Source organism: Rhodoglobus galactosidasius (genome assembly GCF_054957775.1).
The window spans coordinates 408,364-430,710 of sequence record NZ_JBQIAV010000001.1 but is presented as its reverse complement, the minus strand read 5'-3'; the positions used below and the strand labels follow the sequence as shown (position 1 = coordinate 430,710).

24 protein-coding genes are annotated in these 22,347 nt (G+C 61.9%); 15 read left to right on the top strand and 9 right to left on the bottom strand.

Features of this window, described 5'->3' with window-relative positions:
• The first annotated feature begins 49 nt into the window (after nucleotides 1–49).
• Complete coding sequence (locus ACTJJW_RS02205) at nucleotides 50–730, top strand: FadR/GntR family transcriptional regulator (protein ID WP_462642379.1); 681 nt, start codon at nucleotides 50–52, stop codon at nucleotides 728–730.
• Between the two features lie 19 nt (nucleotides 731–749).
• On the opposite strand, the gene ACTJJW_RS02200 is transcribed toward ACTJJW_RS02205, so the two are convergent.
• A complete protein-coding gene (locus ACTJJW_RS02200; RefSeq protein WP_462642378.1) occupies nucleotides 750–1,409 on the bottom strand; it encodes a transaldolase family protein in 660 nt (219 codons plus the stop codon).
• A gap of 120 nt (nucleotides 1,410–1,529) precedes the next feature.
• Between ACTJJW_RS02200 and ACTJJW_RS02195 the strand changes: the two genes are divergently transcribed.
• The 3 genes from ACTJJW_RS02195 to ACTJJW_RS02185 are packed head-to-tail and all read left to right on the top strand — an operon-like array spanning nucleotide 1,530 to nucleotide 3,719.
• Nucleotides 1,530–2,519 carry a ribokinase gene (locus ACTJJW_RS02195; protein WP_462642377.1) on the top strand — a complete coding sequence of 330 codons (990 nt, stop codon included), beginning with the start codon at nucleotides 1,530–1,532 and terminating at the stop codon, nucleotides 2,517–2,519.
• Nucleotides 2,516–2,920, top strand: coding sequence for a D-ribose pyranase (rbsD, locus tag ACTJJW_RS02190; protein WP_462642375.1), 405 nt, complete (start codon nucleotides 2,516–2,518; stop codon nucleotides 2,918–2,920). Before ACTJJW_RS02195 ends, rbsD begins: the two co-directional genes overlap by 4 nt.
• A gap of 1 nt (nucleotide 2,921) precedes the next feature.
• A complete protein-coding gene (locus tag ACTJJW_RS02185) occupies nucleotides 2,922–3,719 on the top strand; it encodes a GntR family transcriptional regulator (protein WP_462642374.1) in 798 nt (265 codons plus the stop codon).
• 474 nt (nucleotides 3,720–4,193) lie between these two features.
• Here ACTJJW_RS02185 and ACTJJW_RS02180 read toward each other — a convergent pair whose 3' ends face one another.
• Both ACTJJW_RS02180 and ACTJJW_RS02175 read right to left on the bottom strand, forming a co-directional pair.
• On the bottom strand, nucleotides 4,194–5,489 hold the full coding sequence (locus ACTJJW_RS02180) for an MFS transporter (RefSeq protein ID WP_462642373.1): 1,296 nt from the start codon (nucleotides 5,487–5,489) through the stop codon (nucleotides 4,194–4,196).
• Nucleotides 5,486–5,617, bottom strand: a complete 132-nt coding sequence (locus ACTJJW_RS02175) for a hypothetical protein (protein ID WP_462642372.1) — start codon at nucleotides 5,615–5,617, stop codon at nucleotides 5,486–5,488. The genes ACTJJW_RS02180 and ACTJJW_RS02175 overlap by 4 nt, the downstream gene beginning before the upstream one ends.
• A gap of 107 nt (nucleotides 5,618–5,724) precedes the next feature.
• On the opposite strand from ACTJJW_RS02175, the gene ACTJJW_RS02170 reads away from it, so the two are divergent.
• Entirely contained in the window at nucleotides 5,725–6,420 is a 696-nt protein-coding gene (locus ACTJJW_RS02170) for an ArsR/SmtB family transcription factor (protein WP_462642371.1), read from the top strand.
• 677 nt (nucleotides 6,421–7,097) lie between these two features.
• Here the strand turns inward: ACTJJW_RS02170 and ACTJJW_RS02165 are convergent.
• Nucleotides 7,098–7,538 (bottom strand): bleomycin resistance protein, encoded by a 441-nt coding sequence (locus ACTJJW_RS02165; RefSeq protein ID WP_462642370.1) that lies wholly within the window; start codon nucleotides 7,536–7,538, stop codon nucleotides 7,098–7,100.
• A 556-nt stretch (nucleotides 7,539–8,094) separates the two neighbouring features.
• Between ACTJJW_RS02165 and ACTJJW_RS02160 the strand changes: the two genes are divergently transcribed.
• Nucleotides 8,095–9,066, top strand: coding sequence for a GlxA family transcriptional regulator (locus ACTJJW_RS02160; RefSeq protein WP_462642368.1), 972 nt, complete (start codon nucleotides 8,095–8,097; stop codon nucleotides 9,064–9,066).
• Between the two features lie 798 nt (nucleotides 9,067–9,864).
• Complete coding sequence (locus ACTJJW_RS02155) at nucleotides 9,865–10,188, top strand: type II toxin-antitoxin system PemK/MazF family toxin (protein ID WP_462642366.1); 324 nt, start codon at nucleotides 9,865–9,867, stop codon at nucleotides 10,186–10,188.
• Nucleotides 10,189–10,448: 260 nt separating this feature from the next.
• Here ACTJJW_RS02155 and ACTJJW_RS02150 read toward each other — a convergent pair whose 3' ends face one another.
• Nucleotides 10,449–11,324 (bottom strand): phosphoribosylaminoimidazolesuccinocarboxamide synthase, encoded by an 876-nt coding sequence (locus ACTJJW_RS02150; RefSeq protein ID WP_462642365.1) that lies wholly within the window; start codon nucleotides 11,322–11,324, stop codon nucleotides 10,449–10,451.
• A complete protein-coding gene (gene purD, locus ACTJJW_RS02145; RefSeq protein WP_462642363.1) occupies nucleotides 11,321–12,571 on the bottom strand; it encodes a phosphoribosylamine--glycine ligase in 1,251 nt (416 codons plus the stop codon). Before purD ends, ACTJJW_RS02150 begins: the two co-directional genes overlap by 4 nt.
• Before the next feature lie 47 nt (nucleotides 12,572–12,618).
• On the opposite strand from purD, the gene ACTJJW_RS02140 reads away from it, so the two are divergent.
• Both ACTJJW_RS02140 and ACTJJW_RS02135 read left to right on the top strand, forming a co-directional pair.
• On the top strand, nucleotides 12,619–12,990 hold the full coding sequence (locus ACTJJW_RS02140; RefSeq protein ID WP_462642361.1) for a sterol carrier family protein: 372 nt from the start codon (nucleotides 12,619–12,621) through the stop codon (nucleotides 12,988–12,990).
• Nucleotides 12,987–13,385: a hypothetical protein gene (locus ACTJJW_RS02135; RefSeq protein ID WP_462642359.1), complete on the top strand. Its 399-nt coding sequence runs from the start codon at nucleotides 12,987–12,989 to the stop codon at nucleotides 13,383–13,385. Before ACTJJW_RS02140 ends, ACTJJW_RS02135 begins: the two co-directional genes overlap by 4 nt.
• A gap of 18 nt (nucleotides 13,386–13,403) precedes the next feature.
• Here ACTJJW_RS02135 and purF read toward each other — a convergent pair whose 3' ends face one another.
• Nucleotides 13,404–14,861: an amidophosphoribosyltransferase gene (gene purF, locus ACTJJW_RS02130; protein WP_462642358.1), complete on the bottom strand. Its 1,458-nt coding sequence runs from the start codon at nucleotides 14,859–14,861 to the stop codon at nucleotides 13,404–13,406.
• 139 nt (nucleotides 14,862–15,000) lie between these two features.
• Here purF and purM point away from each other — a divergent pair, with 139 nt between their 5' ends.
• Nucleotides 15,001–16,107, top strand: a complete 1,107-nt coding sequence (gene purM / locus ACTJJW_RS02125; protein WP_462642357.1) for a phosphoribosylformylglycinamidine cyclo-ligase — start codon at nucleotides 15,001–15,003, stop codon at nucleotides 16,105–16,107.
• Nucleotides 16,097–17,344: an aminotransferase class V-fold PLP-dependent enzyme gene (locus ACTJJW_RS02120; protein WP_462642355.1), complete on the top strand. Its 1,248-nt coding sequence runs from the start codon at nucleotides 16,097–16,099 to the stop codon at nucleotides 17,342–17,344. The genes purM and ACTJJW_RS02120 overlap by 11 nt, the downstream gene beginning before the upstream one ends.
• Nucleotides 17,345–17,354: 10 nt before the next feature.
• Here ACTJJW_RS02120 and ACTJJW_RS02115 read toward each other — a convergent pair whose 3' ends face one another.
• Nucleotides 17,355–17,576 carry a DUF3073 domain-containing protein gene (locus ACTJJW_RS02115; protein WP_462642354.1) on the bottom strand — a complete coding sequence of 74 codons (222 nt, stop codon included), beginning with the start codon at nucleotides 17,574–17,576 and terminating at the stop codon, nucleotides 17,355–17,357.
• 155 nt (nucleotides 17,577–17,731) lie between these two features.
• Here ACTJJW_RS02115 and ACTJJW_RS02110 point away from each other — a divergent pair, with 155 nt between their 5' ends.
• Nucleotides 17,732–18,847, top strand: a complete 1,116-nt coding sequence (locus ACTJJW_RS02110; RefSeq protein WP_462642353.1) for an NAD(P)-binding domain-containing protein — start codon at nucleotides 17,732–17,734, stop codon at nucleotides 18,845–18,847.
• 47 nt (nucleotides 18,848–18,894) lie between these two features.
• Here ACTJJW_RS02110 and ACTJJW_RS02105 read toward each other — a convergent pair whose 3' ends face one another.
• Entirely contained in the window at nucleotides 18,895–19,788 is an 894-nt protein-coding gene (locus ACTJJW_RS02105) for a LysR family transcriptional regulator (protein WP_462642352.1), read from the bottom strand.
• 127 nt (nucleotides 19,789–19,915) lie between these two features.
• Here ACTJJW_RS02105 and ACTJJW_RS02100 point away from each other — a divergent pair, with 127 nt between their 5' ends.
• The 3 genes from ACTJJW_RS02100 (at nucleotide 19,916) to ACTJJW_RS02090 (ending at nucleotide 22,329) form a co-directional block, all read left to right on the top strand.
• The gene (locus ACTJJW_RS02100) at nucleotides 19,916–20,827 is read left to right on the top strand and encodes a pseudouridine-5'-phosphate glycosidase (protein ID WP_462642351.1); all 912 of its coding nucleotides are present in this window, start codon (nucleotides 19,916–19,918) and stop codon (nucleotides 20,825–20,827) included.
• 96 nt (nucleotides 20,828–20,923) lie between these two features.
• Nucleotides 20,924–21,715 carry a carbohydrate kinase family protein gene (locus ACTJJW_RS02095; RefSeq protein WP_462642350.1) on the top strand — a complete coding sequence of 264 codons (792 nt, stop codon included), beginning with the start codon at nucleotides 20,924–20,926 and terminating at the stop codon, nucleotides 21,713–21,715.
• Entirely contained in the window at nucleotides 21,712–22,329 is a 618-nt protein-coding gene (locus ACTJJW_RS02090; protein WP_462642349.1) for a phosphoribosylanthranilate isomerase, read from the top strand. Before ACTJJW_RS02095 ends, ACTJJW_RS02090 begins: the two co-directional genes overlap by 4 nt.
• Nucleotides 22,330–22,347 lie beyond the last annotated feature (18 nt).

The following is a 22,347-nucleotide window of genomic DNA, read 5'->3' as shown; positions in this document are numbered from 1 at the left end:
TTCTCCCGTGAGGTCGGATGTTTCGCATGCGCGACGTAGGATGTGAACCGTGGCTGTGACCGATGAGGCGATTCAGAAGATCAAGGCGATGATCGTTAGCGGCGAACTCGCACCGGGCGACCGGCTCCCTCCCGAAAAAGAGCTCAGCGAGCGACTCGGCCTCTCCCGCAGTTCAATGCGCGAAGCGGTGAAAGCCCTAGAGGTCATTCGCGTGCTGGATGTCCGCCGCGGCGATGGCACGTATGTCACCAGTCTCGAGCCGCGACTGTTGCTGGAAGCGATCTCGTTTGTGGTTGATCTGCATGATGACGCATCGATCCTTGAAATCTTTGAAGTGCGCCGGATACTGGAGCCGGCTGCGACCGCGATGGTCGCACGCACGATCGGCCCAGACGATGTCGCAAAGCTTCGCGTGGTGGTCGCCGCAGTCGATCCGTCGACGGATGTCGAGACCTTGGTGGCGCACGATCTCGATTTCCATCGCGGCATCGTTGAGTTGTCTGGCAACCGCTACCTCGCCAGCCTCATCGATAGCCTGACTAGCCGCACCGTCCGCGCACGAGTGTGGCGCGGCCTCACCCAGGTCGGTTCAGTGGACCGCACCCTCGCCGAACACGACGCTATCCTCGATGCTCTTGAGAGTGGCGACTCCGAATTGGCTCAAGCCCTGGCTACCGTGCACATTGCGGGTGTTGAGAAGTGGTTGCTGCTAGCCAGCGAGCTGGGTTGAGAAGGTCGACCGAGTCCGTCTAAGACGAGATGCGCTCCACTGCTGCCTCGAACTCGGCCGCCGAACTTTCACTGATCTTGTCCCGCAGAGCAGCAAGGATCACGTCGGGGGCTGCGGTGAAGTAACGAATGCCGGCGAGACGGAGTGACACGATGTCCTCCGGGGAGCGGAGGCTCGCTGCGAGCACATCTGTAGCCGATCCCTCACAGACCTTCTGCATCTGGCCTATCAGGCTGACGGCGTCGCAACCGCTGTCGCCAAGGCGCCCGAAATAAGGGGCGAGGTAGCGCGCTCCATACGCCGCCCCGGCGATGGCTTGCGCCACCGAGTACACCGCGGTCACGAGCACAGGAATGCTTCGTTCGGTCAGGGTGCGGGTCACGATGAATCCGTCTTGCGTGGCAGGCACTTTAACGACGACTCGTTCTCCCAACGCCGCTATGCGTTCGGCGTTATCGAGCATCTCAGCGGCCGTGGAACCCCAGGTCTGGAAGAAGACTTCGGCTGCACCTTCATTCACCCACCTCGTATAGAGCTCGGGCAGGTCTGTGATGCGACGCCCTCCCCGTTCGAGGATGGTCGGGTTTGTCGTGACCCCGGACACTAATTTCGCAGATAGTAGTTCGCTTACGCGGGCGACATCGGCACTGTCGACATAGAACCGGGGTGAGCTCGTCATGGATTCTCCGTTGCGGTTTCGGGATACAGCCGCGATTTATCTATCGTTTACGCGGGCGATTTCGGCTAATGTAATTACAGGTGAGTATCGAAGTCAATGTACTCGAAGGAGAGTCGCCGCATGGAAAATGGGCCACCCGCTGAAAAATCATCGCGTTCTGGTGTCATCATCGTTGGGAGTGTCACGGCAGATGTCACAACCTTCTCGCCTCGCCTTCCGGCCCGCGGTGAAACCATCCTCGGTGAGGAATTCACCTTGGTGCTCGGCGGAAAGGGCGCTAATCAGGCGGTCGCCGTCGGATTAGCCGGGGCAGATGCCCATTTTGTGGCGTGCGTCGGAACCGATCTCTTTCACGACCTCATCATGGATGGATTACGCGATGCAGGAGTCGGCATCGACCATGTGCGTGCCATTGAGGGGGAACGTACCGGAATCGCTCATATCCGCGTCGATGACTCCGGCGAAAACGATATCGTGATGGTTCCGCTAGCCAACACACACCTCAGCGTCGCTCAAATTGACGAGGCTTTTGCGCAATTCTCCGCACGATCCTCCGTGCTACTGACGCAGCTCGAGATCCCCTCCGAACTGTCAAGCTACGCGATTCGCCGAGCTCGTAAAGAAGGTTTGACGGTGCTCCTGGATCCGGCCCCGGCGGCTCCACTAGACGACGCCATCTGGGCGGACATCGACATCGTGACGCCAAATGAGACAGAAGCGCGCATCGTGACCGGGATCGACGTAACCGACACAGCGAGCGCCGCAGAGGCAGGGATGTGGTTCGTAGGCCGGGGAGCCGGAGCAGCCGTCATCACTCTGGCGTCAGCCGGAGCCCTGCTGGTCACTGCCAACGAAGTCACCTTCTTCCCCGCCATCCCCGTGACGTCGATCGACACGACGGCTGCGGGAGATAGCTTCGCCGGATATCTCAGCGCCAGCATCGCCATGGGGATGCCGCTTCACGACGCGATCCGTCGAGCCGGTGCTGCCGGCGCCTTAACTGTCACTAAACGCGGAGCATCTCCGAGCCTTCCGCACCGCAGCGATGTTGACGCGTTGTTGGCTGCTGGCGGGATGCGCACCACGCCGGACGAGGGGACCCGCCAGTGAGAAGCACGAGCACGACCATCAACCCGCAGCTGTCGCGGGTGATTTCTGAGACAGGACACACTGATCTCATCGTTGTCACGGACGCAGGTTTGCCGATCCCCGTTGGGGCCGAACGCATCGACCTCGCATACCGGCCTGGGGCGCCGGAGTTCTTGGATGTTTTGGACACGGTTCTGGCAGAGCTCGCAGTCGAAGGCGTGACGGTTTCGTCAGAGATCGCCGAGAAGAGCCCCAAACTGCTCGCAGAGTTGACCCTGCGATTCCGTGACTCGAAATTCGAGATCACAATGGTTCCGCATGAGGATTTCAAGGTTTTAACGCGTGGGGCGCGAGCTTTCGTTCGCTCCGGCGAGTACACCCCGTTCGCAAATGTTGTTCTACATGCTGGCGTAGCGTACTGAAGTGACTCTCGATACCGAGCTAATTCTCAACAACGGATCCCGCATCGATCGTCGCTCAGCGGTGCCGATGTACGATCAGTTGCGCCAGCTGATCCTTGACACGATTGACAAGAGCCTGTTGGGCCCAGGGGATCCGCTTCCGGGAGAACACCGTCTTTGCGAGCAGTACGAAGTCTCGCGCACCGTTGTGCGTCAAGCTCTTGCGCAATTGGAGCACGAAGGCGTCGTCGAGCGGGTTAAGGGCAAGGGCACCTTTGTGTCGCGCCCGAAGGTCGCAGAAAGCCTCGTCCACACTTTGGCGGGTCTTTACGATGAGGTCGCCCAGCGTGGCGGGCACGTGCACAGTGACATCCTCAGGCACACCAGCGAGCCAGCAAACGAAGACGTGGCCCGAGTGCTGCAGATTAAGCCGGGCGAAACCGTGGTCGTGCTCGATCGCCTGAGGTGGGTGGACGGCGAACCGTGGTCGCTGACAACCACGTGGATGCCCGAAGATGTCGGCGCGCATACGCTCGGTGTGGATATGTCGGAGAACTCGTTGTATGGGGTGCTTGCCGAGTTCGGCATCGTTGTAACCAGCGGAACGCGCTCGGCCGAAGCGACCGTTGCCTCCCCGGAACAGGCCAAGCAGTTGGGGCTCAGCAGTGGCAACTCGCTACTACTCCTGCGTAGCGTCAGCATGGATGCCACTGGGCGACCGATCGAACATTTCGTCGCCTATCACCGCGGCGATCGAAGCCGTTTTGAATTCCAGCTGCAAGGCGACCAGTCAATCGCGACGCTGCAAATCATCGACTGATTGTCACTGTCGTCACCGGAGGCTAATCCGGGCTCGGCTTCGAAACCGTGAAGGGTGTACAGATAGAACAGATGGATCTCGGCGACCTCAGCTCTGTTGCCGCATTCACCGCCAGCATGCGCGAAGCAGGCACCCCGTCGACATCATGATCAACGCCGCTGGCGTTCGGGCACCGGCTCTCCCCTGTGCGATTCGACGGCATCATGACGGACCTGCAGCGCAACGTGCCCAAGGAGGAGCTGCTCGCGCGCAAATGGATCGATGAAGACGGCAACCCGAACCCGCTGTTCAATACCGCAGCCGAGGGCGCATCAACCGGACTGTGGGCCGCAACCGCAACCGCAACCGCGCCGGAGCTCGTCGCCCGCGGTGACGTGTGCTGCGAGGGCTGCTCCATCAGGGGCATTGTTGCGCCAGACCACGCTGCCCCCTCAAATTGCTGCTTAGGTGGTGAAGCAGTGGAAGGGATGGCGCTTATGCGGGGTGTGGGGCCGGTTGGTGGTCGGTTCCGCGCATCCGCACGGCGACGATGATTCCCGAGGCTGCGGTGAGGGCCCCGACGACGGCGACCGTGACCGGGATGCCGTAGGCATCCGCGAGGATTCCGGCGAGCAGCGCGCCGACGGCGAAGCCGCCGTCACGCCAGAGGCGGTAGATTCCAACGGATCTGGCCCGCCAGGCAGGGTGGGCGACGTCGCCGATAGCCGCGAGCAGGGTCGGGTAGACCATGGCGGTGCCGGCGCCGAGGAGGATGGCGGCGGTCAGCCAGATTCCGAAGTCCTGGCCGAGGGCGACCATCCCCAGGGCAGCGGCTTGGATGAGCATGCCGCCCACGATCAGTGGCTTGCGGCCGATCCGATCCGAGAGCGCACCGGTGACCAGTTGCCCAGCACCCCACACGGCAGGGTAGACAGCGGCGAGGATGCCGATCTTCTCGATGGTCAGCCCTGCGGCGGCGAATAGCACGGGGAACAGCCCCCAAGCCAGCCCGTCGTTGAGGTTGTTGACCAGACCAGCCTGGCTGACCGAGGACAGGGATTTGTCGCGGAAGCTGGTCAGGGTGAAAATTTCCTGGTTGCTCAGTTTCGCGTGGGCGTTGGCGCGTGTGGAGGCGTGGTTCGTCGCTTCGAGCCGGGCGTGGTGGCGGGTTTCCTTCACGGCAAGCACGGAGAGTCCCAGGCCGAGGGCGATGTACGCGGCGCCGAGCAGGAACGGTCCAGGCCGCAGGCCGTAGGTCGCGGCGATGTAGCCGGTGGCCAGGGCTGTGGCAGCGACGCCGAGATAGCCTGCGGCTTCGTTCAGGCCCATGGCCATGCCGCGGCGGGAAGGGCCGACGAGGTCCATTTTCATAATCACGGCGGTGGACCAGGTCAGGCCCTGGCTGATGCCCAGGACGATGTTGGCGGCGACGATCCATCCCCAGGAGGGGCCGAAGATCAGCATCAGCGGGATCGGCAGGGCGATGAGCCAGCCGGCGACGAGCACGGGTTTGCGTCCGTACCGGTCCGAGAGGGTCCCGGCGAAGTAGTTCGTGGCGGCCTTTGCCAGCCCGAACGCCAGGATGTAGGTCAAGGCGGATGTGTAGAGATCCAGCTGGAAGACCTTCTGGGCCAGCAGTGGCAGCACGGTGCGTTCCTGGCCTAGGGTTCCGCCGACGAGCGCGTTGACCGCCACGAGGAGTATGAACTGGGCGAGATTCTGGCGCAGACCGAGGGTAATCCCCAGCTTGGGCTCCTCCCCGCCCGTCCGGTGGGTTGATCCGGTGCTCATCGGCTCGTCTCCAGGGATTTGCTGGTGGTGTTGGTCCAGTCGCCGGGTCGGCCGTCACCGAGATCGAGGATATAGGTCGAGTTACCCAGTCCCTCGTCGGTGACCGGGATCAGCTCAAGTTTGGCCATGGCCGGATGCTCCTTCGGGGTGCACCGCCGGACAGCGGTGCGCTGGTATTCTAGATAAACATGGAATATACTATATTCCAGTATTACATGGAATTTTGGAGGATGTAGTGGGTGACCGGGGCAAGAAAGCCGCACTGTTCGATCAGTTCGCGCGGGTGGGCAAGGCGATGGGTAACGGCAAACGCCTGGAGCTGATCGACCTCCTCTCCCAAGGGGAGCGCAGTGTCGAAACCCTCGCTGCTGCCGCGGGTCTGGGCCTGAGCACGGCCTCGGCCCACCTGCAGGCCCTGAAGCAGGCAGGCATGGTCACCATCCGTAAGGAGGGCACCCGGATCTACTACGACCTAGCCGGGGATGATGTCCTCCGCCTATATGACCTGGTCCGCACAGTGGCCAGGGAGCGGGTGGCTGAAGTGGAGGAGCGGGGCAATGACTACCTCAGTGCCGGGCGTGCCGCGGAAGCCGATCTGGACGAGACGGCGCGGGAAATGACCTGGGAAGAACTTGTGGCCCGTGCTGCCGACGGCACGGTGACGGTTCTGGACGTCCGTCCTCCGGAAGAGTACCGCGCGGCGCACATTCCCGGGGCCGTCTCGATCCCGCTGGAACAGTTGGCCGAGCGGATCAGTGAGCTGCCCCCCGGGCGTGAAATCGTCGCCTACTGCCGCGGCGCGTACTGCGTGCTCGCCTATGAGGCCGTGGACCTGCTGCGCAGGGGCGGCCGCCCGGCGCGCCGGATGGCGGAGGGCATGCTCGAATGGCGTCTGGCGGAACTACCGACCGACAAGAGCCTGGCCGCGTGAGTGCAGCGGGCCATCCGGCCTTTTAGGCAGAGCGGGCCGGTCGGGCAGCGGCTACCGAACGCCCTGAACATCAGCATCGAAGGCATCCGCCGACACGAACTCCTCGCAACTATGTGTCGCAAGTGGATGTTTCGAGCTAAACCTGCTCTGCGGCGTAGTTGAAGCTGAGTGGCAGAAGGTCCGAAGCGAGGACACTCACGACGCCCTCCGACGGCCACGATGTGTGTCAGCTCCGTTGCCCCCGCCGCACGGGCAGCGCCGAGAGCAACGAGTTCAGCACAAGGGCCACCGGTGAAGTGGTAGAGATTTACTCCCGTGAAAGTCCGTCCGTCGGATGCTCTCACGGCCGCGCCCATGGTGTGCACCCCGTCTTTGCCCGGACCAGCATCAGTGGTTGCGTCAATGGTTTTCCGCGCAAGTTCTACGAGTGGTCGCTCAACCTCGGACAATGGGCGGGCAGAAAGGGGGAGTGAATCAGCCATGCTGCAATCGTAAAGTGGACGCACGCGTGCCGTAGCTGCAAATCCCTCATCAGTCTCTCGGCACTAAGGCTGCGAGACACCGTGCGGTATCGCTCCGGCTCGCTTGCGAGTCGCATCTTGGCCGTCATCCTTGGTACCCGAATGCACAACGTCATACAGGACTTCAGGGCTGCGCAGCCAACTCTCGAAAGTGGGTTAGTCAGAAATCGCCTGCACGCGTCGTCGTCCGCGAGACGCCTGGAACCGGATGAGATAGCCGTCAGGGTCGGCAACGAGGAACTGCTCCACCCCGGCCTCTTCGCCGCCGATGCGGTACCACTTCGTCTCGGGCTGCATGAGGAGTTCGATGCCTGCATTCGCGAGGGCAGAGACTAGAGGCGTGGTGTTGGGAACAGTGATCTGAAAGTTGACTCCGCGCCCGAGCGGGGCCTCGAGCGGACCAGTGATCCAGTTCCGGCCGACTCCGATCTGTTCCGGCATGAGGTGGGCGGAGCCGAGCACGATGTAAGCGAAGCGCTCCTCGGGTCGCGAGTAGCGGACTTCGAAGCCACATACGTCGCGCCAAAAGCGGAGGCTGCGATCAACGTCGACGACCAAAAGCTCCGGAACGAGCGCCGGTTCGAAGGTTTCAGCCATTAACCCAGTGTCGCACTGCCCGCAATCCGGTCGATTACAGGTACACCGAACGTCGTCAATTTGAAGTGACATCTTGGCCGCGCTGCGGAGGCATTATTTTCGGTGTTTATCGCTGGTTGCTAGACCTGGGAGTGGGGCGCGGGAAAGCACATTGAGCATGCGCGGGTTTTGGCCCGACCAGTATCGACGGGGAGCCAGTTGCGCACGATTCGCTTGTCGACGCTCGCCATGCGTCTGGGCCACCCGTGGCCTACGAACCGGTATCTCTTGAAGGACGTGAGTCGCTCGTGAGCGCCTCATTGGCGAGCGTGAACGCACCAGTTACGGCAGCCGCCTCCAATCAGTGGGCACCCTACGGTGGCCATCGTGGGGCAGCGCGACGACGGTCGCGGTGATGGCGATAACGGACAGAATTATGAGAGCGATTGCGATGAACATGGCATAAAGACTATGATCGACTAAAAGCTGCCAACAGTGGCAGTATTGCCATATATCGAATGAAAACTGCCAATTATTCTCGTGGTGGTGGGCTCAGCAAGGAAGGTCTTGTCTCTTGATGGAACGAGTTGCGGTCATAGTGCAAGACGGGTTTACCCCGTTCGAGTTTGGGCTAGCCTGCGAGGCTTTCGGCCTCGATCGCACAGCGGAGGGCATCCAATCTTTCGATTTCCGTGTGCTCGCGGCCGAGCCGGGTGCTATTCGAAGCAGCATCGGGTTCACAATGAATGTCGAACATGATCTTGCATTCGCGGACGAGGCTGACCTGATAATTCTGACGCCAGTTCCTCGTTCCACCTGGGGCACGGTCGATCCCCGAGTCGCCGCAGTGCTCGAACGTGCGGTTGCGCGCGGGGCTTGGGTACTGGCCATCTGCAGCGGGTCTTTTCTCCTCGCCGCATCCGGATTGCTTGATGGGCGCCGAGCAACCACGCACTGGATGTATGCCGACACACTGGCTGCCATGTACCCGCAGATCGATGTCGACCCCGACGTTCTTTATGTGCAGGATGGGCGCATCATCACGAGCGCGGGAACCGCTGCCGGGATCGACGCATGCCTGCACCTGCTGCGGCAGGAGCTGGGGGCTGAGGTCACCAACATCATCGCCCGGCGCATGGTCGTCGCGCCTCAACGGGACGGCGGGCAGGCGCAGTTCATCTACAAGCCAGTGCCTGCCGTGCAATCGCTCTCGTTCTCTGCCGTCACCGAATGGATGCTGCAGAACCTTCGTGAGGAACTGCCCGTTGAGGAGCTCGCACGCAAAGCCCAAATGTCGCCGCGAACTTTCGCTCGCCGCTTCAAGCTAGATCTCGGAACAACTCCTGGTGCGTGGCTCGCCCGGCAGCGGCTGCTCTATGCGCAACGGCTCCTCGAGCAGACTGATCTCGGGCTCGAACAGGTTGCTTGGGAAAGCGGTTTCGGTTCTGCGGCTGTGCTGCGACAGAACTTTGCGCGCAAACTTGGCATCACTCCCACGGCTTATCGCAGTAACTTCACCTGCTCGATGGATGCTCCCGTCTCGGCCTAGCTGGCATTGTCGGGCGGCACAATCGTGTGACTCTAAGCGGTCAAGGGCTCAATGAGTTGCGATATCGGGCCGCGGTTTGCTCCACGATCTCGCACTTACGGAGCGTCGAGGTGAGTGGTAATGCTGTCAAATACTGCGCGTTGAGCGGCGTGTGATGCGCGCCAATCGCCCGGGATGGTTAGTGAGTGGTCTGCCTCCGGTACGGAGATCACGTTCGCCTGTGTGGCAGGGATCGTTTCGGCGCGCCCACGGGAGTGCAAGGCAACCGAACGACTTCCCGACGATGAGCCGTCGCGACGATGGAGGCGCATCGTCAAACGCCTCAGTGACGGCGTGCTCTACGAAGGAGTGTGGGTCGCTCAGCGCGGGCATCGACTGTCCACCGTGGACTGTGCCTAACAAAAGACGACATAGCCCCAGCATATTCCGAAGGGGTCAGCAAGCTGTTTCCTGATTCATTCCGAAAACAGTGGAAACTGCATCAAAAGTGATGCATAATTGATGCATGACCGCCGAGATACTGTTGCCCGCCCCCAAGCGACTTTCGCTGCCCCTGTCTGCGCAAGACATCAGAGACCTTGAACTGATTCGCGGGTCTGCCCAGCACCTGAGTGCTCTCCCTGGACGAGTGAGTGAACAAGCTTCGGAAGCAGAGCTCGTCCACGCAGTCTTTGAAGCTGGGCTGGCGCGGGTCCGAGAGGCAATTGAACTAGCTGCTTACCGTGAACTTGCTAACGACGAGGAATACACGAACTATCGGACGCAACGCAGAGCAGCAGCGGGTCGGCGTCGAGCCGAGTGACTACGAACTTTCTGAGGGGTCAGGTCTACGCCGCGACGCTTCCTGGAATGACCGTAGAAAAGTACTACGTCGTCGTGTCGAACAACGGTCGCAATCGGAGCCTCGGAACCGCTTTGGTGGCTCGTATTACGACCAGCGACAAACCGGAGCTTGCGTCGATTGTGCGAGTGCCATTCGGCGAGCCTGTCAACGGTCGCGTCTTGTGCGATGACATCGAAGACATGTGGGAAGACGACATACGGTCGTTGTTAGGGGCCTTTTCTCCGGCAACGATGCGTCTGGTCGACGCAGGTCTCGTAGCAGCTTTGGGCTTGGGCTAGTTGGTGCACGCACACCCGCGCCATGGTTCAAGCAAAGTTCACTCCAGACCACCGGTCCGAGAGCGGGTCACTTTACACGCCGGGCTGCTCTGTGTCTTCGGTACTCGGGCGCGGCGTTCTACGACCGCTCTGTGTCGCAAGCGAATGCCCAAACGGCGGTGTTCATCATTAGTTGCGAGACACGGGGTTCGACCGATGGGCTCTCTGATCGCGTGTCAAAGGGCTGAGCACGCAATGCTTCGGAGCGCCTGAACACGAGCCTATACAGCAAGCCGCTCAATCAGCTCGCGATACCGCGCCGCGGTCTGCTCCACGATTTCGGCGGGAAGCTCGGGCGGCGTGCCCTGCTTGTCCCAGTGGGCCGAAAGCCAGTTGCGCACGATCTGCTTATCGAAGCTCGCGAGGCGGCCGGGGCCACCCGCGGCATAGAGTTCGGCATCCCAGTAACGGCTTGAATCGCTCGTGAGCACTTCGTCGGCCAGAACGAGCGCGCCCGATTCGGGGTCGGCGCCGAACTCAAACTTGGTGTCCGCGAGGATCACACCACGAGTCTCGGCGATGGCCGAAGCTCGCGCGAAAATGTCGAGCGAAGCATCCCGAAGCGCCGTCGCGACCTCAGCACCCACGAGCTCCACGGTGCGCTCAAAGCTGATGTTCTCGTCGTGTTCACCCAGCGGCGCTTTCCACGCGGGAGTGTAAATCGGTTCCGGCAGGCGATCGCCATCGGCGAGACCAGCAGGTAGTGCAATGCCGCACACACTCTGCGACTTCTGGTACTCGAGCCAACCGCTGCCCGAGAGGTAGCCGCGCACGACGCACTCCACGGGATACATGTCGAGGTGCTTCACAACCATCGACCGGTCGGCCAACTCTGCGGGGGCGTCGACGCTGGCATTCGAAACCGAGACGGCATCCGCCAAATGGTTGGCAACATCAGGAAGCTGCGCGAACCACCACTTGCTCAACTGCGTCAGCAGCGCACCCTTGCTCGGGATACCCGGCTCCAGCACATGGTCAAACGCACTGACCCGATCACTGGCAACCATGAGCACAAGCTGTGGCTCGTCGGCGCGCACATACAGGTCACGGACTTTGCCGGAATACGTCTTCGTCCACTCGCTCACGGCGTCGCTCACTTGGCGACGCGAAGCGCGATATCGGTGCGGAAGTGGCCGCCCTCAAGGTGGATGTGGCCGAGCGCTTCGTAGGCACGTTCGCGGGCGACTGCGAAAGTCTTGCCGGTCGCGACAACGCTGAGCACGCGTCCGCCGGTGGCTACAAACTCGTCACCCTTTTTGGCGGTGGCCGCATGGGCGATGGTGATTCCGGGAACGGCGAGGGCCGCATCCAAACCGGTAATGGTGCGACCGATTTTGGGATTCTCGGGGTAGCCCTCACTGGCAAGTACGACAGTGACAGCGACCTCGTCAGAGAAGACGGGTGTGGCGTGGTCGGGGAGACCGCCGGTGGCTGCCGCATAGAGAAGTGAGCTGAGCGGAGTCACGAGGCGGGGTAAAACAACCTGCGTCTCGGGGTCACCGAAGCGAGCGTTGAACTCGATTACGCGGATGCCCTCGCGAGTGACGATGAGTCCGCAGTAGAGCAGCCCGATGAAGGGTGTTTGCTCGCTCGCGAGCTGACGGATCGTGGGAATCGCGATCGTGTCGATCACTTCGTCAACGAAGTTTTCGGGTAGCCAGTTGAGCGGGGAGTATGCACCCATGCCGCCGGTATTGGGGCCATCGTCGCCGTCGTAGGCGAGCTTGTAGTCCTGGGCAGGCGAGAGCGGAACAACATTATGGCCATCACTGAGAAGGAAGAGGGAGACCTCTTCGCCCGCGAGGTACTCCTCAATGAGCACGCTGCCCTGACCGAGCCAGTAGGTCGCGTGGTCGACAGCCGCGTTGCGGTCGCCCGTCACGAGAACGCCTTTGCCTGCGGCGAGACCATCGGCCTTCACCACGTAAGGGGCACCGAACTCGTCGAGAGCCTCAAGCGCTTCCTCGAGTGAACCAGCGCGGTGGGCGCGACCGGTCGGCACGTTGGCGGCATCCATAATGCGCTTCGCAAACGTCTTGCTGCCCTCAAGCGCAGCGGCAGCCTTGCCTGGGCCGAACACGGCGATGCCGCGGCGGCGCAGATCGTCAGCAACTCCAGCAACGAGGGGAGCCTCTGGCCCGATGATGACCAGCTCGATGTCATTGTCGAGCGCATACTCCGTGACAACACTTCCGCGCGTGGGGTCGAGCGCCACCGTCTCAACGACTGACGCAATACCGGCATTGCCGGGCGCTGCCGTGATTTCGTGGGCCTCTTCCTCGCTGAGAAGGGACGTCACAATTGCGTGCTCGCGGGCACCGGAACCAAGAACAAGAATTCGCACGACCCCAGCCTAACCAAGCGTTCAGCGTTACTTGCTAGCGTTAAGCCATGGCACAGCTGAAGATTGCCGCAATTGCTGGCGAAGCAAGCGTCAGAATGGTCAAAGACGGTAGAGCCGATCGCGATGCGACCGCCACCGCAGTGCGCTACCTGTTGCAGGTTCTCGGGCGAGATGCCGAAGGCAATTCGGTAGAAGTGCGGGTTCCACCACACGGCGCCGTGCAAGCAATCGAAGGCCCCAACCACACTCGTGGCACACCACCCAATGTTGTTGAGATGGATGCCGAAACCTGGATCGCACTAGCGACCGGAACACGTCAGTGGGCCGAGGCTCTCGACTCCGGCGATATCAACGCGTCGGGTTCGCGCGCCGACCTCAGCGAATACTTGCCGCTGGTGTGGGAGAGAATAGCTCCGTGAGCACTACGCCAGAACACGAGCCCGCGGCATCCGAACCGCAGCAGCCTGAGCAACACGCTGAGGCGGCTGAGATTCGTGAACCCGCGCTCACCAGCTCGGTGGAATCTGGCGACGCACGAATCCGCCGTGCGCCCAAGTTTGGGCCGTTCCTCATTATTGGTGGAGGCGTCGGCGCCATCGTGACGTTCATCCTCACGATGTCGTACCCCGTCGACCCCATCGTGGGTTTCGGCGCACTCTTCGGCTACTTCAGCCTGTTCGGGATTCCCGCAGGCGTTGCCGTGGGTGCGCTCGTCGCCCTTACTCTCGACCAGGTGTCGATTCGTCGTGCACGCGCAGCAACCGTCGAACACGAAACTGTCGAACCAGAGTCGTACGAAGGCACGCTCGAATAGGGCTCGACCCCAGCGGCGCTAGCTCAGCTGAGACCTTTCGAGCCAGTCGAGGTACTCGGGCGTGATGTTGCCCGAGATGTAGTGACCCGTGAAGCAACTCATTTCGAGCGACTTCACGTCAGAGCCTTCGGTGATCGCGGCTTGCATGTCTGCGACCTCTTGGTAGATGAGCGCATCGGCGCCCAACTCCATCGCGATCTCGGGAATCTTGCGACCGTGACCGACGAGCTCGGCACGCGTCGGCATGTTGATGCCATACACGTGCGGGAAGCGCACCGGCGGTGCTGCCGAGGTGAAGGTGACCTTATTGGCGCCAGCCTCGCGTGCCATCTGCACGATCTCTTTCGAGGTGGTGCCACGCACGATCGAGTCATCGACGATCAGGATGTTCTTGCCCTTGAACTCGGTGCCCATCGCGTTGAGCTTCTGCTTGACGCTCTTTTTGCGTTCGGCCTGGCCGGGCATGATGAAGGTGCGGCCAACGTAACGGTTCTTGTAGAAACCTTCGCGGTATTCGACGCCGAGCTTCTGAGCAACCTGCATCGCTGCGGGCCGGGCGGAGTCAGGAATCGGCATGACAACGTCGATGTCGCCCATGGGCGTGTACTTGGCGATGGTGTCGGCCAGTTTGTCGCCCAGACGCAGGCGAGCTTCATAAACGGAGATGCCGTTCATGATCGAGTCGGGGCGAGCCAGGTAGACGTATTCGAACGAGCACGGAATCAGTACCGGTGCCTTGGCGCACTGCTTCGAGAACATCTGACCGTCGGGCGTAATGAAGATTGCTTCGCCTGGTGCGACATCCCGGACCAGATCGTAACCGGCACTCTCCAGTACGAGAGATTCGGATGCCACGATCCATTCGTCACCGACGAGACCAGTCTGGCGGCGGCCCAACACGAGGGGGCGGATGCCGTACGGGTCGCGGAAGGCGAGCAAGCCGTGGCCAGCGATTAACGCGATCGCGGCATAGGAACCCTCAACGCGATCGTGAACGCGCGAGATGGCGGTGAAGACCTGCTCGGGGTCGAGGTCGAGGCCCGACACTTGCTCTTGAAGCTCGTTGGCCAAGACGTTGACGAGCAGTTCGGTGTCGCTCGTGGTGTTGAGGTGGCGGCGGTCGATGCGGAACAGTTCGTCGGTGAGCTGCTGCGTGTTCGTGAGGTTGCCGTTGTGAACGAGGATGATGCCGTAGGGCGCGTTCACATAGAACGGCTGGGCTTCATTCTCATTGAAAGCGTTGCCCTTGGTGGCGTAGCGCACGTGGCCGAGGCCCGAGGTGCCGACGAGGTTGCGCATGTCGCGAGTGCGGTACGCCTCGCGGACTTGGCCGTTGGCCTTCTGCAAATGCAGGGTGCTGCCGTCGGCAGTGGCGATTCCCGTGGAGTCTTGACCGCGGTGCTGCAAGAGCAACAGTGCGTCATAGACCTGCTGGTTGACGGGTTGAGAAGAGACGATACCGACAATGCCGCACATGCTTTCGCGTGGCTCCCTGAGGTCGAAGAGCGCGTACCCGGTGTGAGTACGGTCTAGCTTCTCACATCCAGCCCCGCTGCTGCTGCCTACGGGGAGGTGGTGCTGCGTGCTGAAAGGCGCTGACCGGTACGCTTGAGCCGTGACCGAGAACTCTTCCTCCAGCTATACCGCAGCCGGCGTCGATACCGCAGCCGGCGATCTTGCCGTCGAACTGATGAAGTCGGCCGTGAGCGCCACTCACGGGCCCAACGTTCTCGGAGGGGTTGGCGGTTTCGCTGGGCTCTACGATGTGTCGTTCCTCACGTCGTATACGCACCCGCTGATGGCGACGTCGACGGATGGCGTTGGCACCAAGGTGGCAATCGCTCAGGCGCTCGACAAGCACGACACCATCGGTCAAGACCTCGTTGGAATGGTCGTTGACGACATCGTCGTTGTTGGTGCCAAGCCCCTCTTCATGACGGACTACATTGCGTGCGGCAAGGTTGTTCCCGCTCGCATCGCTGACATCGTTGCGGGCATTGCTCGTGGATGCTCGGCAACCGACACCGCCCTCGTTGGCGGAGAGACGGCAGAACACCCCGGCCTTCTCGGCCCCGACGACTACGACGTTGCAGGAGCCGCCACCGGTGTTGTTGAAGCGGATGCTCAGCTCGGGCCCCAGCGCATCACCGACGGTGACGTCGTCATCGCCCTGGAATCTTCCGGCCTCCACTCCAACGGTTTCTCTCTCGTGCGCCACATTCTGGCGAACAACAAGATCGGCTACACCGACCGTCTCGACGACCTCGACGGCATCGTGGGTGAAGTGCTCCTCGAGCCCACCCGCCTCTACACAATGCCGCTGCTCAACCTGCTCGATGCGCAGCCCGGTGCGGTTCACGCCCTCAGCCACGTCACCGGTGGCGGAATCGCCGCGAACCTCGCTCGCGTGCTGCCCGTCGGCTCGTGGGTTGAAGTTGAGCGCTCGACCTGGTCACCGCCGAGCGTCTTCCGTGTGCTCTCCGACTTGGCCGGTTCCACTCTCGAAAGTGCGGAGGGAACCTGGAACTTGGGTATCGGCATGATCGCGATTGTGGCCGCAGATGCTGCCGACGCAACAATCGCAGCACTCACCGCCGACGGCATCCCCTCGTGGGAAGTCGGCCGAGTCTCGATGGCCGCGCATGACCTTTCTGGATTCGAACAGGGCGCCAAGGGTGTGAATGGTGGTGCCGTGCGCTTGACTGGGCGCTATGGCAACTAAGAAGCCCGACGCAGCCGAGACCGAGGCCGCAACAACCGCGCGACCCGAGCCGCTAGAAGCGCGCGACGGTTCACCCGCGGCAGCACTCTGGAGCCTCAACTCACGGTGGCGCCACATCAACCACGGCTCCTACGGAGCGGTTCCCGTATTCGCGCAGCTTCGGCGCATGGCCTACCTGCAAGAAGCGGAAAGTGCCCCACAGCGCTGGTTTATGGTTGCCCCTGCGCGCGTTGCGCAGGCTCGCGCCGAGCTTGCTGACTTCATTGGGGTGGATGCCGACCAGTTCGGTTTTGTCCCCAACGCCAGTGCCGGAATGACGGCATCCATTCGCGCGCTCGGGTTGGGCGCGGGCGATGAGATCCTCGTCACCGACCACACCTACGGAGCCGTTGCGTTCTCTGCCCGCCGCGAAGCCCGTCAGCGCGGTGCGAAGGTGCGCACAATCCCCATCGACCTGAATGCCAGCGCGGATGAGGTTCTCACCGTGCTCGGTAAAGCTCTAGCCAACAAACCGGCTGGCCTTGTTATCGACGCCTCAAGCTCAGCGACAGCACGTGCGTTTCCTCTGGCGGCGCTCGCTGAACTCGCCCAGAAGCACGGAGTGCCGTTGCTCGTGGATGCAGCCCACGCCCCCGGCGTGCAGCACCGACCTGCAGAAGGTGTCGCGGCATCCTCCTGGGTCGGTAATCTGCACAAGTTCGCGTGCGGCTTCCGTGGCACCGCTGTTCTGGTTGCCGAGAAGAATTTTGCGAAGAACCTGTACCCGCTGATCGACTCGTGGGGAATGGATGAGCCATTCCCTGGCCGTTTCGACTACCAGGGAACCCTCGACTACACGCCATATTTGGCCACAGTGGATGCCGTTACGGGTCTCGAAGACCGCATCGGTTGGGACTCGATTCGCGCCTACATCGAGTCACTGCTCGACTACTCCACCGACGTGGTCGCGGATGCACTCGACGCCGCGTCAGGCGAGGAATCGCGAGTGGATGTCGGCATGCCTGCTCCAGGAATGCGCCTACTGCGTCTGCCGGGAACGCTTGGTGCGACCGCCCCGGCTGCGAATGAGCTCCGCGAGCGGATCAGCCATGAACTTGGCTTTGAAACCCAGATCACCAGCTGGCGTGATACTGGGTATCTGCGGCTTGCCGCACATGCCTACAACTCGGCAGACGACTACGAACGATTCGCCGAGGATGTTGTGCCGGCGCTCGTGAACTGGTGCCACGAGGGCTAGCCGTGCCGCCTTAGGCGCTACGAGTTTCCTCGTCGTCTTCGGCGTTGTACTCATCGCTGGAGGAATCTCCGGCAGAGTATTCTGGCCACTTTTCGTTATCTTCGGAGACAGGAGCAGTGCCCTCTGACCCACTCAATTCTCGAGCAAGCGCGCCATAGTTCGTGTCTGGGCTGAAGTACTTCAAATCCCGTGCGACTTTGGTGTGCTTTGCCTTCTGACGGCCGCGTCCCATGCGAGACCCCCTCATACTTCTGTCCCGGTGCACTAACGGTGGTCAGCGAACGAGCGAACAGGGATGGATGAAAACTAGCCCGTAGTTTAGCACGAGCGTTGCCTATCTCTTCGTGGGCCATGCACAGGTAGGCCGCTGACGGGTAACGTTAGCTCGTGACATCCACTACTGACGCCGACACCTCTGTTGTCGTCATTGGCGCGGGCCAAGCAGGCCTCTCCGTTGCCTACTACTTGCGCCGGCTCGGGCTCGACCCTGGCAACGAGTTTGTGTTGCTCGATCGCGGCCCAGCCGCTGGTGGTGCGTGGCAGTTTCGGTGGGAAGCTTTGCGCATTGGCTCCGCCCATCGCATCAATGATCTACCCGGCCTCGAAGAGCTGGGTTTGAGCTTTGACACTGCCGACAAACACATGCCGGCCAAGAAAGTAGTCTCTGACTACTACCGCGAATACGAGAAGCACTACGGCCTCCAGGTGGTTCGGGATGCTGACGTAATTTCGGTTGAGAATGAGGGCGAGAACCTGAAGGTCACGTTCACTCTCGATGGTGAAGAGACAAAGTCGGTGACCACCACGACAGTTGTCAACGCGACTGGCACCTGGGGCGCACCGTTTATCCCCTGGTACCCGGGGCTCAAATCATTCGAGGGTCGACACCTGCACACGAGCGAATATAAGAGCGCCCGCGAATTCACCGACCAAAGCATTGTTGTGGTCGGCGGCGGAACCTCAGCGATCGGGTTCTTACTCGAACTTGAGAATGTAGCCAAGAGCCTCACGTGGGTCAGCCGACGCCCCATCGATTTTCTCGAAGATGGCGGCCTCAACCTTGAAGCACGCAAAGAAGCAGTGCAGATTCAAGACGAAGCGGCACGAGCAGGACGAGCGCTTCCCAGCATTGTCAGCGGCACCGGCGTTCCGCGCACCAGACGCATTCAGGCCGGTATTGAACGAGGCGTGCTGACCCCCCGCCCCATGTTCTCGAGCATCGAGCCAGGGGGTGTGCGCTGGAAAGACGGTGCATTCCAGCAGGCCGATGCCATCATTTGGTCAACCGGATTCCGCCCAGAACTGCGCCACCTTGCTTCGCTGAAACTGCGCGAAAAAGAGGGCGGCATTTCAGTCGGGCAGGGCATCGCTTGGAAGGACCCACGCGTGTTCTTTGCCGGGTACGGACCCCAAGCATCCACAATCGGTGCAAACCGAGCGGGGCGGATGATCGCCCGGCAGGTCATCGCAACCCTCAGCAAGATTCAGGCGATGAAGCGCTAATAGCCGCGCCAACGTCGGTGTCGTTGCGTGTCACTGACACAGAGCCGCTAGAGGCCGGAAGCGACCTCGCGGATTAGGTCGCGAAGGGCGGCCAGCTGCGGTCGGGAATCGCTCGCCCTCCACTGCATCTCGAGGGGCAGCGTCGCCGGACGTGCAAGGGCCACGACAGTGAGATCTTCGGAAAGGTGCCCGGTCATCGATGACGGTACCAGGGAGAATGCGCGGGATTCAGAGAGCAGGTACAGGCGGGAGCCAACGATGCGCGGTGGGCTGACGAGCAGCATCGGGCTCAACCCTCGTGATGTGCAGATCTCAAGCAAGTAGTCGTAGTAGGCGGGGTTCTGTTCCCGCGGCCACAACAGAAGGGGCAGATCTTCCAGTTCGTCCAGTGCAACGCGGTCTGCGTCTGCCAACGGATGTTGACGGCTGAGCGCCACGAAAACCTGCTCGTGGGCGAGTACCTCGATCTGGTACCCGGCCGTCTCATCCAGAAACCGGCCGAGGCCGATGTCGGCGTGCTCCGTGATCAGCGTTGACGTCACGCCGCCAGTGTCGACGAGGATGTCTTCGATCCGCACAGAGGATAGCGTCTGTTCCGCCTTGCTGATCGTCGAGGGGAGCAGCCGGTTCACCACACTCGGCGAAGCTACGACGCGCGCGGTGCGAATGCGTGTTGGCTCGTAGAGTTGAACGTTTCTGACCACTTGGTTTGCGTGATTCAGTAAGCTCCGGCCTTCAACGGCCATGGCCTCACCGGCTTGAGTCACCGTCGCCGAGCGCCGCGAGCGGTCGAGCAGGGGGATGCCCAACGCACGCTCCAGCCGGCTGACCTCTTGGCTCACCGTTGGCTGGGAAATGTGCAGCGCCTCGGCCGCACGCCCGAAGTGTCCGATCTCAGCCACAGTGACGAAAATCTCGACCTGCCGCAGCGTAATTTGCATAGGCTTAGCCTATCTAAACCCCCTCTACTCTTTCTGTATTCTTTGTCAACGACTCGTTACGGTGGGGAGAGCGGTACGCCTCCGGCCGAGCATCAGTGAAGAGCAGCAGCGAAGAAAGAGATTGACTATGTCTGAACCCGTCATCCACGTCTCCCAAGAAGTCCAAGACGCAGTTCGCGAGAACCGCCCTGTTGTCGCTCTTGAATCCACAATCTTTACCCACGGCCTTCCCCGACCGCGAAATCTCGAGGTCGCGCGTGAAGCCGAGGCCGGTCTTCGTGCGCAGGGCGTCACGCCCGCCACCATCGGTGTCTTCAACGGCGTGCCGACCGTGGGTCTCAGCACCGAGCAGATCACCACGCTTTCCCACTCGGATGACATTGCCAAGGTCAGCCTCCGCGATCTGCCGGTTGTGCGCGCGCTCAGCAAGCACGGCGGCACGACCGTCGCTGCGACCGCCTTCCTCGCTCACCACGCAGGCGTAAAGGTCTTCTCCACCGGCGGGCTCGGCGGAGTGCACCACGGCGCAGCCGAAACGTTCGATGAGTCCGCTGACATGACCACGTTGGCCCAGATTCCGATTCTGGTGATCAGCGCCGGCGTCAAGTCAATTCTTGACATCCCCGCAACTCTCGAACGTTTCGAGACCCTGAACATCCCGGTCATCGGTTATGGCACCACGCACTACCCGGGCTTCTACGTCACTGACTCTGGCTTCACGATCGGCTACTCCGTCGATACTCCTGACGAGGTCGCCGCCATCGTCAATGCCCGTGACGATCTTGGGCTCCCGCAATCAGTGCTGCTGGCCAACCCGGTCGCTGCCGACAAGCAGCTCCCTCCGGAGCAGCTTGACGACATCCTCACGCGCGCCTGGGCCGAGGCAGAGAAGCAGGGCATCAGCGGAAACGCGTCGACCCCGTTCTTGCTCGACTTCATCCAGCGTGACACCAAAGGCGTCAGCTTGGACGTCAACGTCGAGGTCTACCGAGGCAACGTCGCTCTCGGCGGGCTCGTCGCCACGGCGCTGACCCGCTAACGGCGAGTCGTCATCGTGCTGGGGATAATCGGAGATCTTGTCGAGGACGTTGTCGTCTGGCTGTCTGAGCCTCTCAGGCACGGGACAGACACGGACGTGGAAATCTTCCACACCCGAGGGGGCAGCGGAGCGAACGTTGCCAGCTTCGCCGCACGCCTCGGCCCCACCCGGTTCATCGGATGCGTCGGCACCGACAACCTCGGTGACTCGTTGGTTCAGGACCTGGAGGCGGAGGGCGTCGACGTGTGCGTGCAGCGCAAGGAGGTCACCGGAACCATCGTCATCCTGATCGATCAGGATGGCGAACGCAGCATGCTGCCCAACCGAGGTGCGGCGACGTTGCTCGATGACGTTCCCGACGAGTGGCTGGATGGGCTCGAACTTCTCCATGTGTCGGCCTACTCCTTCAACGGCGACCCTGTCGGCAAGACAACGATTGATGTGATCCGCCGCGCTCGGCAGAAGGGAATTTTGATTTCCATCGACGTCGCATCCACCGGGATGCTCGCCCAGTACGGGGTAGAGCGCTTTCTTGAGCTAATGGCCGACCTCCGCCCGGATTTCCTCATCGGTAACGAGAGTGAAACGGCGTTTCTCGGTCTGGTCGTCGATGGGCAGCCTGGTCCCCAGGCGAGCCGGCTTCCCGACACGATTGTGGTGACCAAGGCAGGCGCCGACCCGACCATCGTGCACCGGCCGGGCGAAGAGCGGCTGGTGGTTCCGGTGCCGACAGTGCCGGAGGTGCGTGACCTCACCGGCGCCGGTGACGCGTTCGCTGCGGGATTTCTCAGTGCCTTCCTCGCGACTCGAGACCTGCAGAACGCATGCGTCGGCGGCCACACTGCAGCTGCATTGGTCCTCTCCTCACCCGGAGCATCCGTCGGATGAGCCGACTTTTCGTGAAGATCTGCGGGATCTCCACCAGCGATTCCGCAGCGGCTGTCGCCGACAGCGGCGCCGATGCGATCGGGTTCGTCTTTGCGCCCGGAAGCCCCCGCCAGGTCACGGCCGAACAGGCGCGGTCGCTCATAACCGAGTTGCCGTCGTCGATCGAAACCGTCGGCGTCTTCCGCAACCAGCCCATCGATACGGTGCTCCGCACAGCGAGCAGCGCTGGCCTTAGGACAGTGCAGCTGCACGGCGACGAGGGCGATGCCGAATTCGACCGACTCCGCGCAGAGGGCTTCGACACCATCCGAGCGATGCCGATTGACGACTACCGTCGGCTCAACCGTGCCGGACGATTGCGACCCGATGACCGGCTGCTGATCGACGCCGTGACTCCGGGTGGCGGGGTGGCCTTCGACCCGTCCCTGCTCGTGGACGCGGCTCCACCGGGTTTCTGGATGCTGGCCGGCGGCCTGACCCCGCAGAATATTGCCGAGCTCATTCGAGCCGTGCATCCCGGCGGCGTTGATGTGTCGAGTGGCATCGAGGTGAGTCGAGGAGTGAAAGACCCCGGTCTCATCCGCGCTTTCGTCGACGCGGCCCGCTCTGCCTGATTGGTGCACCCCACCATG

What these genes read in the sequence shown, in the direction of transcription:
- ACTJJW_RS02200 (WP_462642378.1), bottom strand. Translation starts at nt 1,409, where the DNA reads ATGACGAGCTCACCCCGGTTCTATGTCGACAGTGCCGATGTCGCCCGC.
- ACTJJW_RS02195 (WP_462642377.1), top strand. Translation starts at nt 1,530, where the DNA reads ATGGAAAATGGGCCACCCGCTGAAAAATCATCGCGTTCTGGTGTCATC.
- ACTJJW_RS02180 (WP_462642373.1), bottom strand. Translation starts at nt 5,489, where the DNA reads ATGAGCACCGGATCAACCCACCGGACGGGCGGGGAGGAGCCCAAGCTG.
- ACTJJW_RS02175 (WP_462642372.1), bottom strand. Translation starts at nt 5,617, where the DNA reads ATGGCCAAACTTGAGCTGATCCCGGTCACCGACGAGGGACTGGGTAAC.
- ACTJJW_RS02165 (WP_462642370.1), bottom strand. Translation starts at nt 7,538, where the DNA reads ATGGCTGAAACCTTCGAACCGGCGCTCGTTCCGGAGCTTTTGGTCGTC.
- ACTJJW_RS02160 (WP_462642368.1), top strand. Translation starts at nt 8,095, where the DNA reads ATGGAACGAGTTGCGGTCATAGTGCAAGACGGGTTTACCCCGTTCGAG.
- ACTJJW_RS02140 (WP_462642361.1), top strand. Translation starts at nt 12,619, where the DNA reads ATGGCACAGCTGAAGATTGCCGCAATTGCTGGCGAAGCAAGCGTCAGA.
- purF (WP_462642358.1), bottom strand. Translation starts at nt 14,861, where the DNA reads ATGTGCGGCATTGTCGGTATCGTCTCTTCTCAACCCGTCAACCAGCAG.
- ACTJJW_RS02120 (WP_462642355.1), top strand. Translation starts at nt 16,097, where the DNA reads ATGGCAACTAAGAAGCCCGACGCAGCCGAGACCGAGGCCGCAACAACC.
- ACTJJW_RS02115 (WP_462642354.1), bottom strand. Translation starts at nt 17,576, where the DNA reads ATGGGACGCGGCCGTCAGAAGGCAAAGCACACCAAAGTCGCACGGGAT.
- ACTJJW_RS02105 (WP_462642352.1), bottom strand. Translation starts at nt 19,788, where the DNA reads ATGCAAATTACGCTGCGGCAGGTCGAGATTTTCGTCACTGTGGCTGAG.
- ACTJJW_RS02100 (WP_462642351.1), top strand. Translation starts at nt 19,916, where the DNA reads ATGTCTGAACCCGTCATCCACGTCTCCCAAGAAGTCCAAGACGCAGTT.
- ACTJJW_RS02090 (WP_462642349.1), top strand. Translation starts at nt 21,712, where the DNA reads ATGAGCCGACTTTTCGTGAAGATCTGCGGGATCTCCACCAGCGATTCC.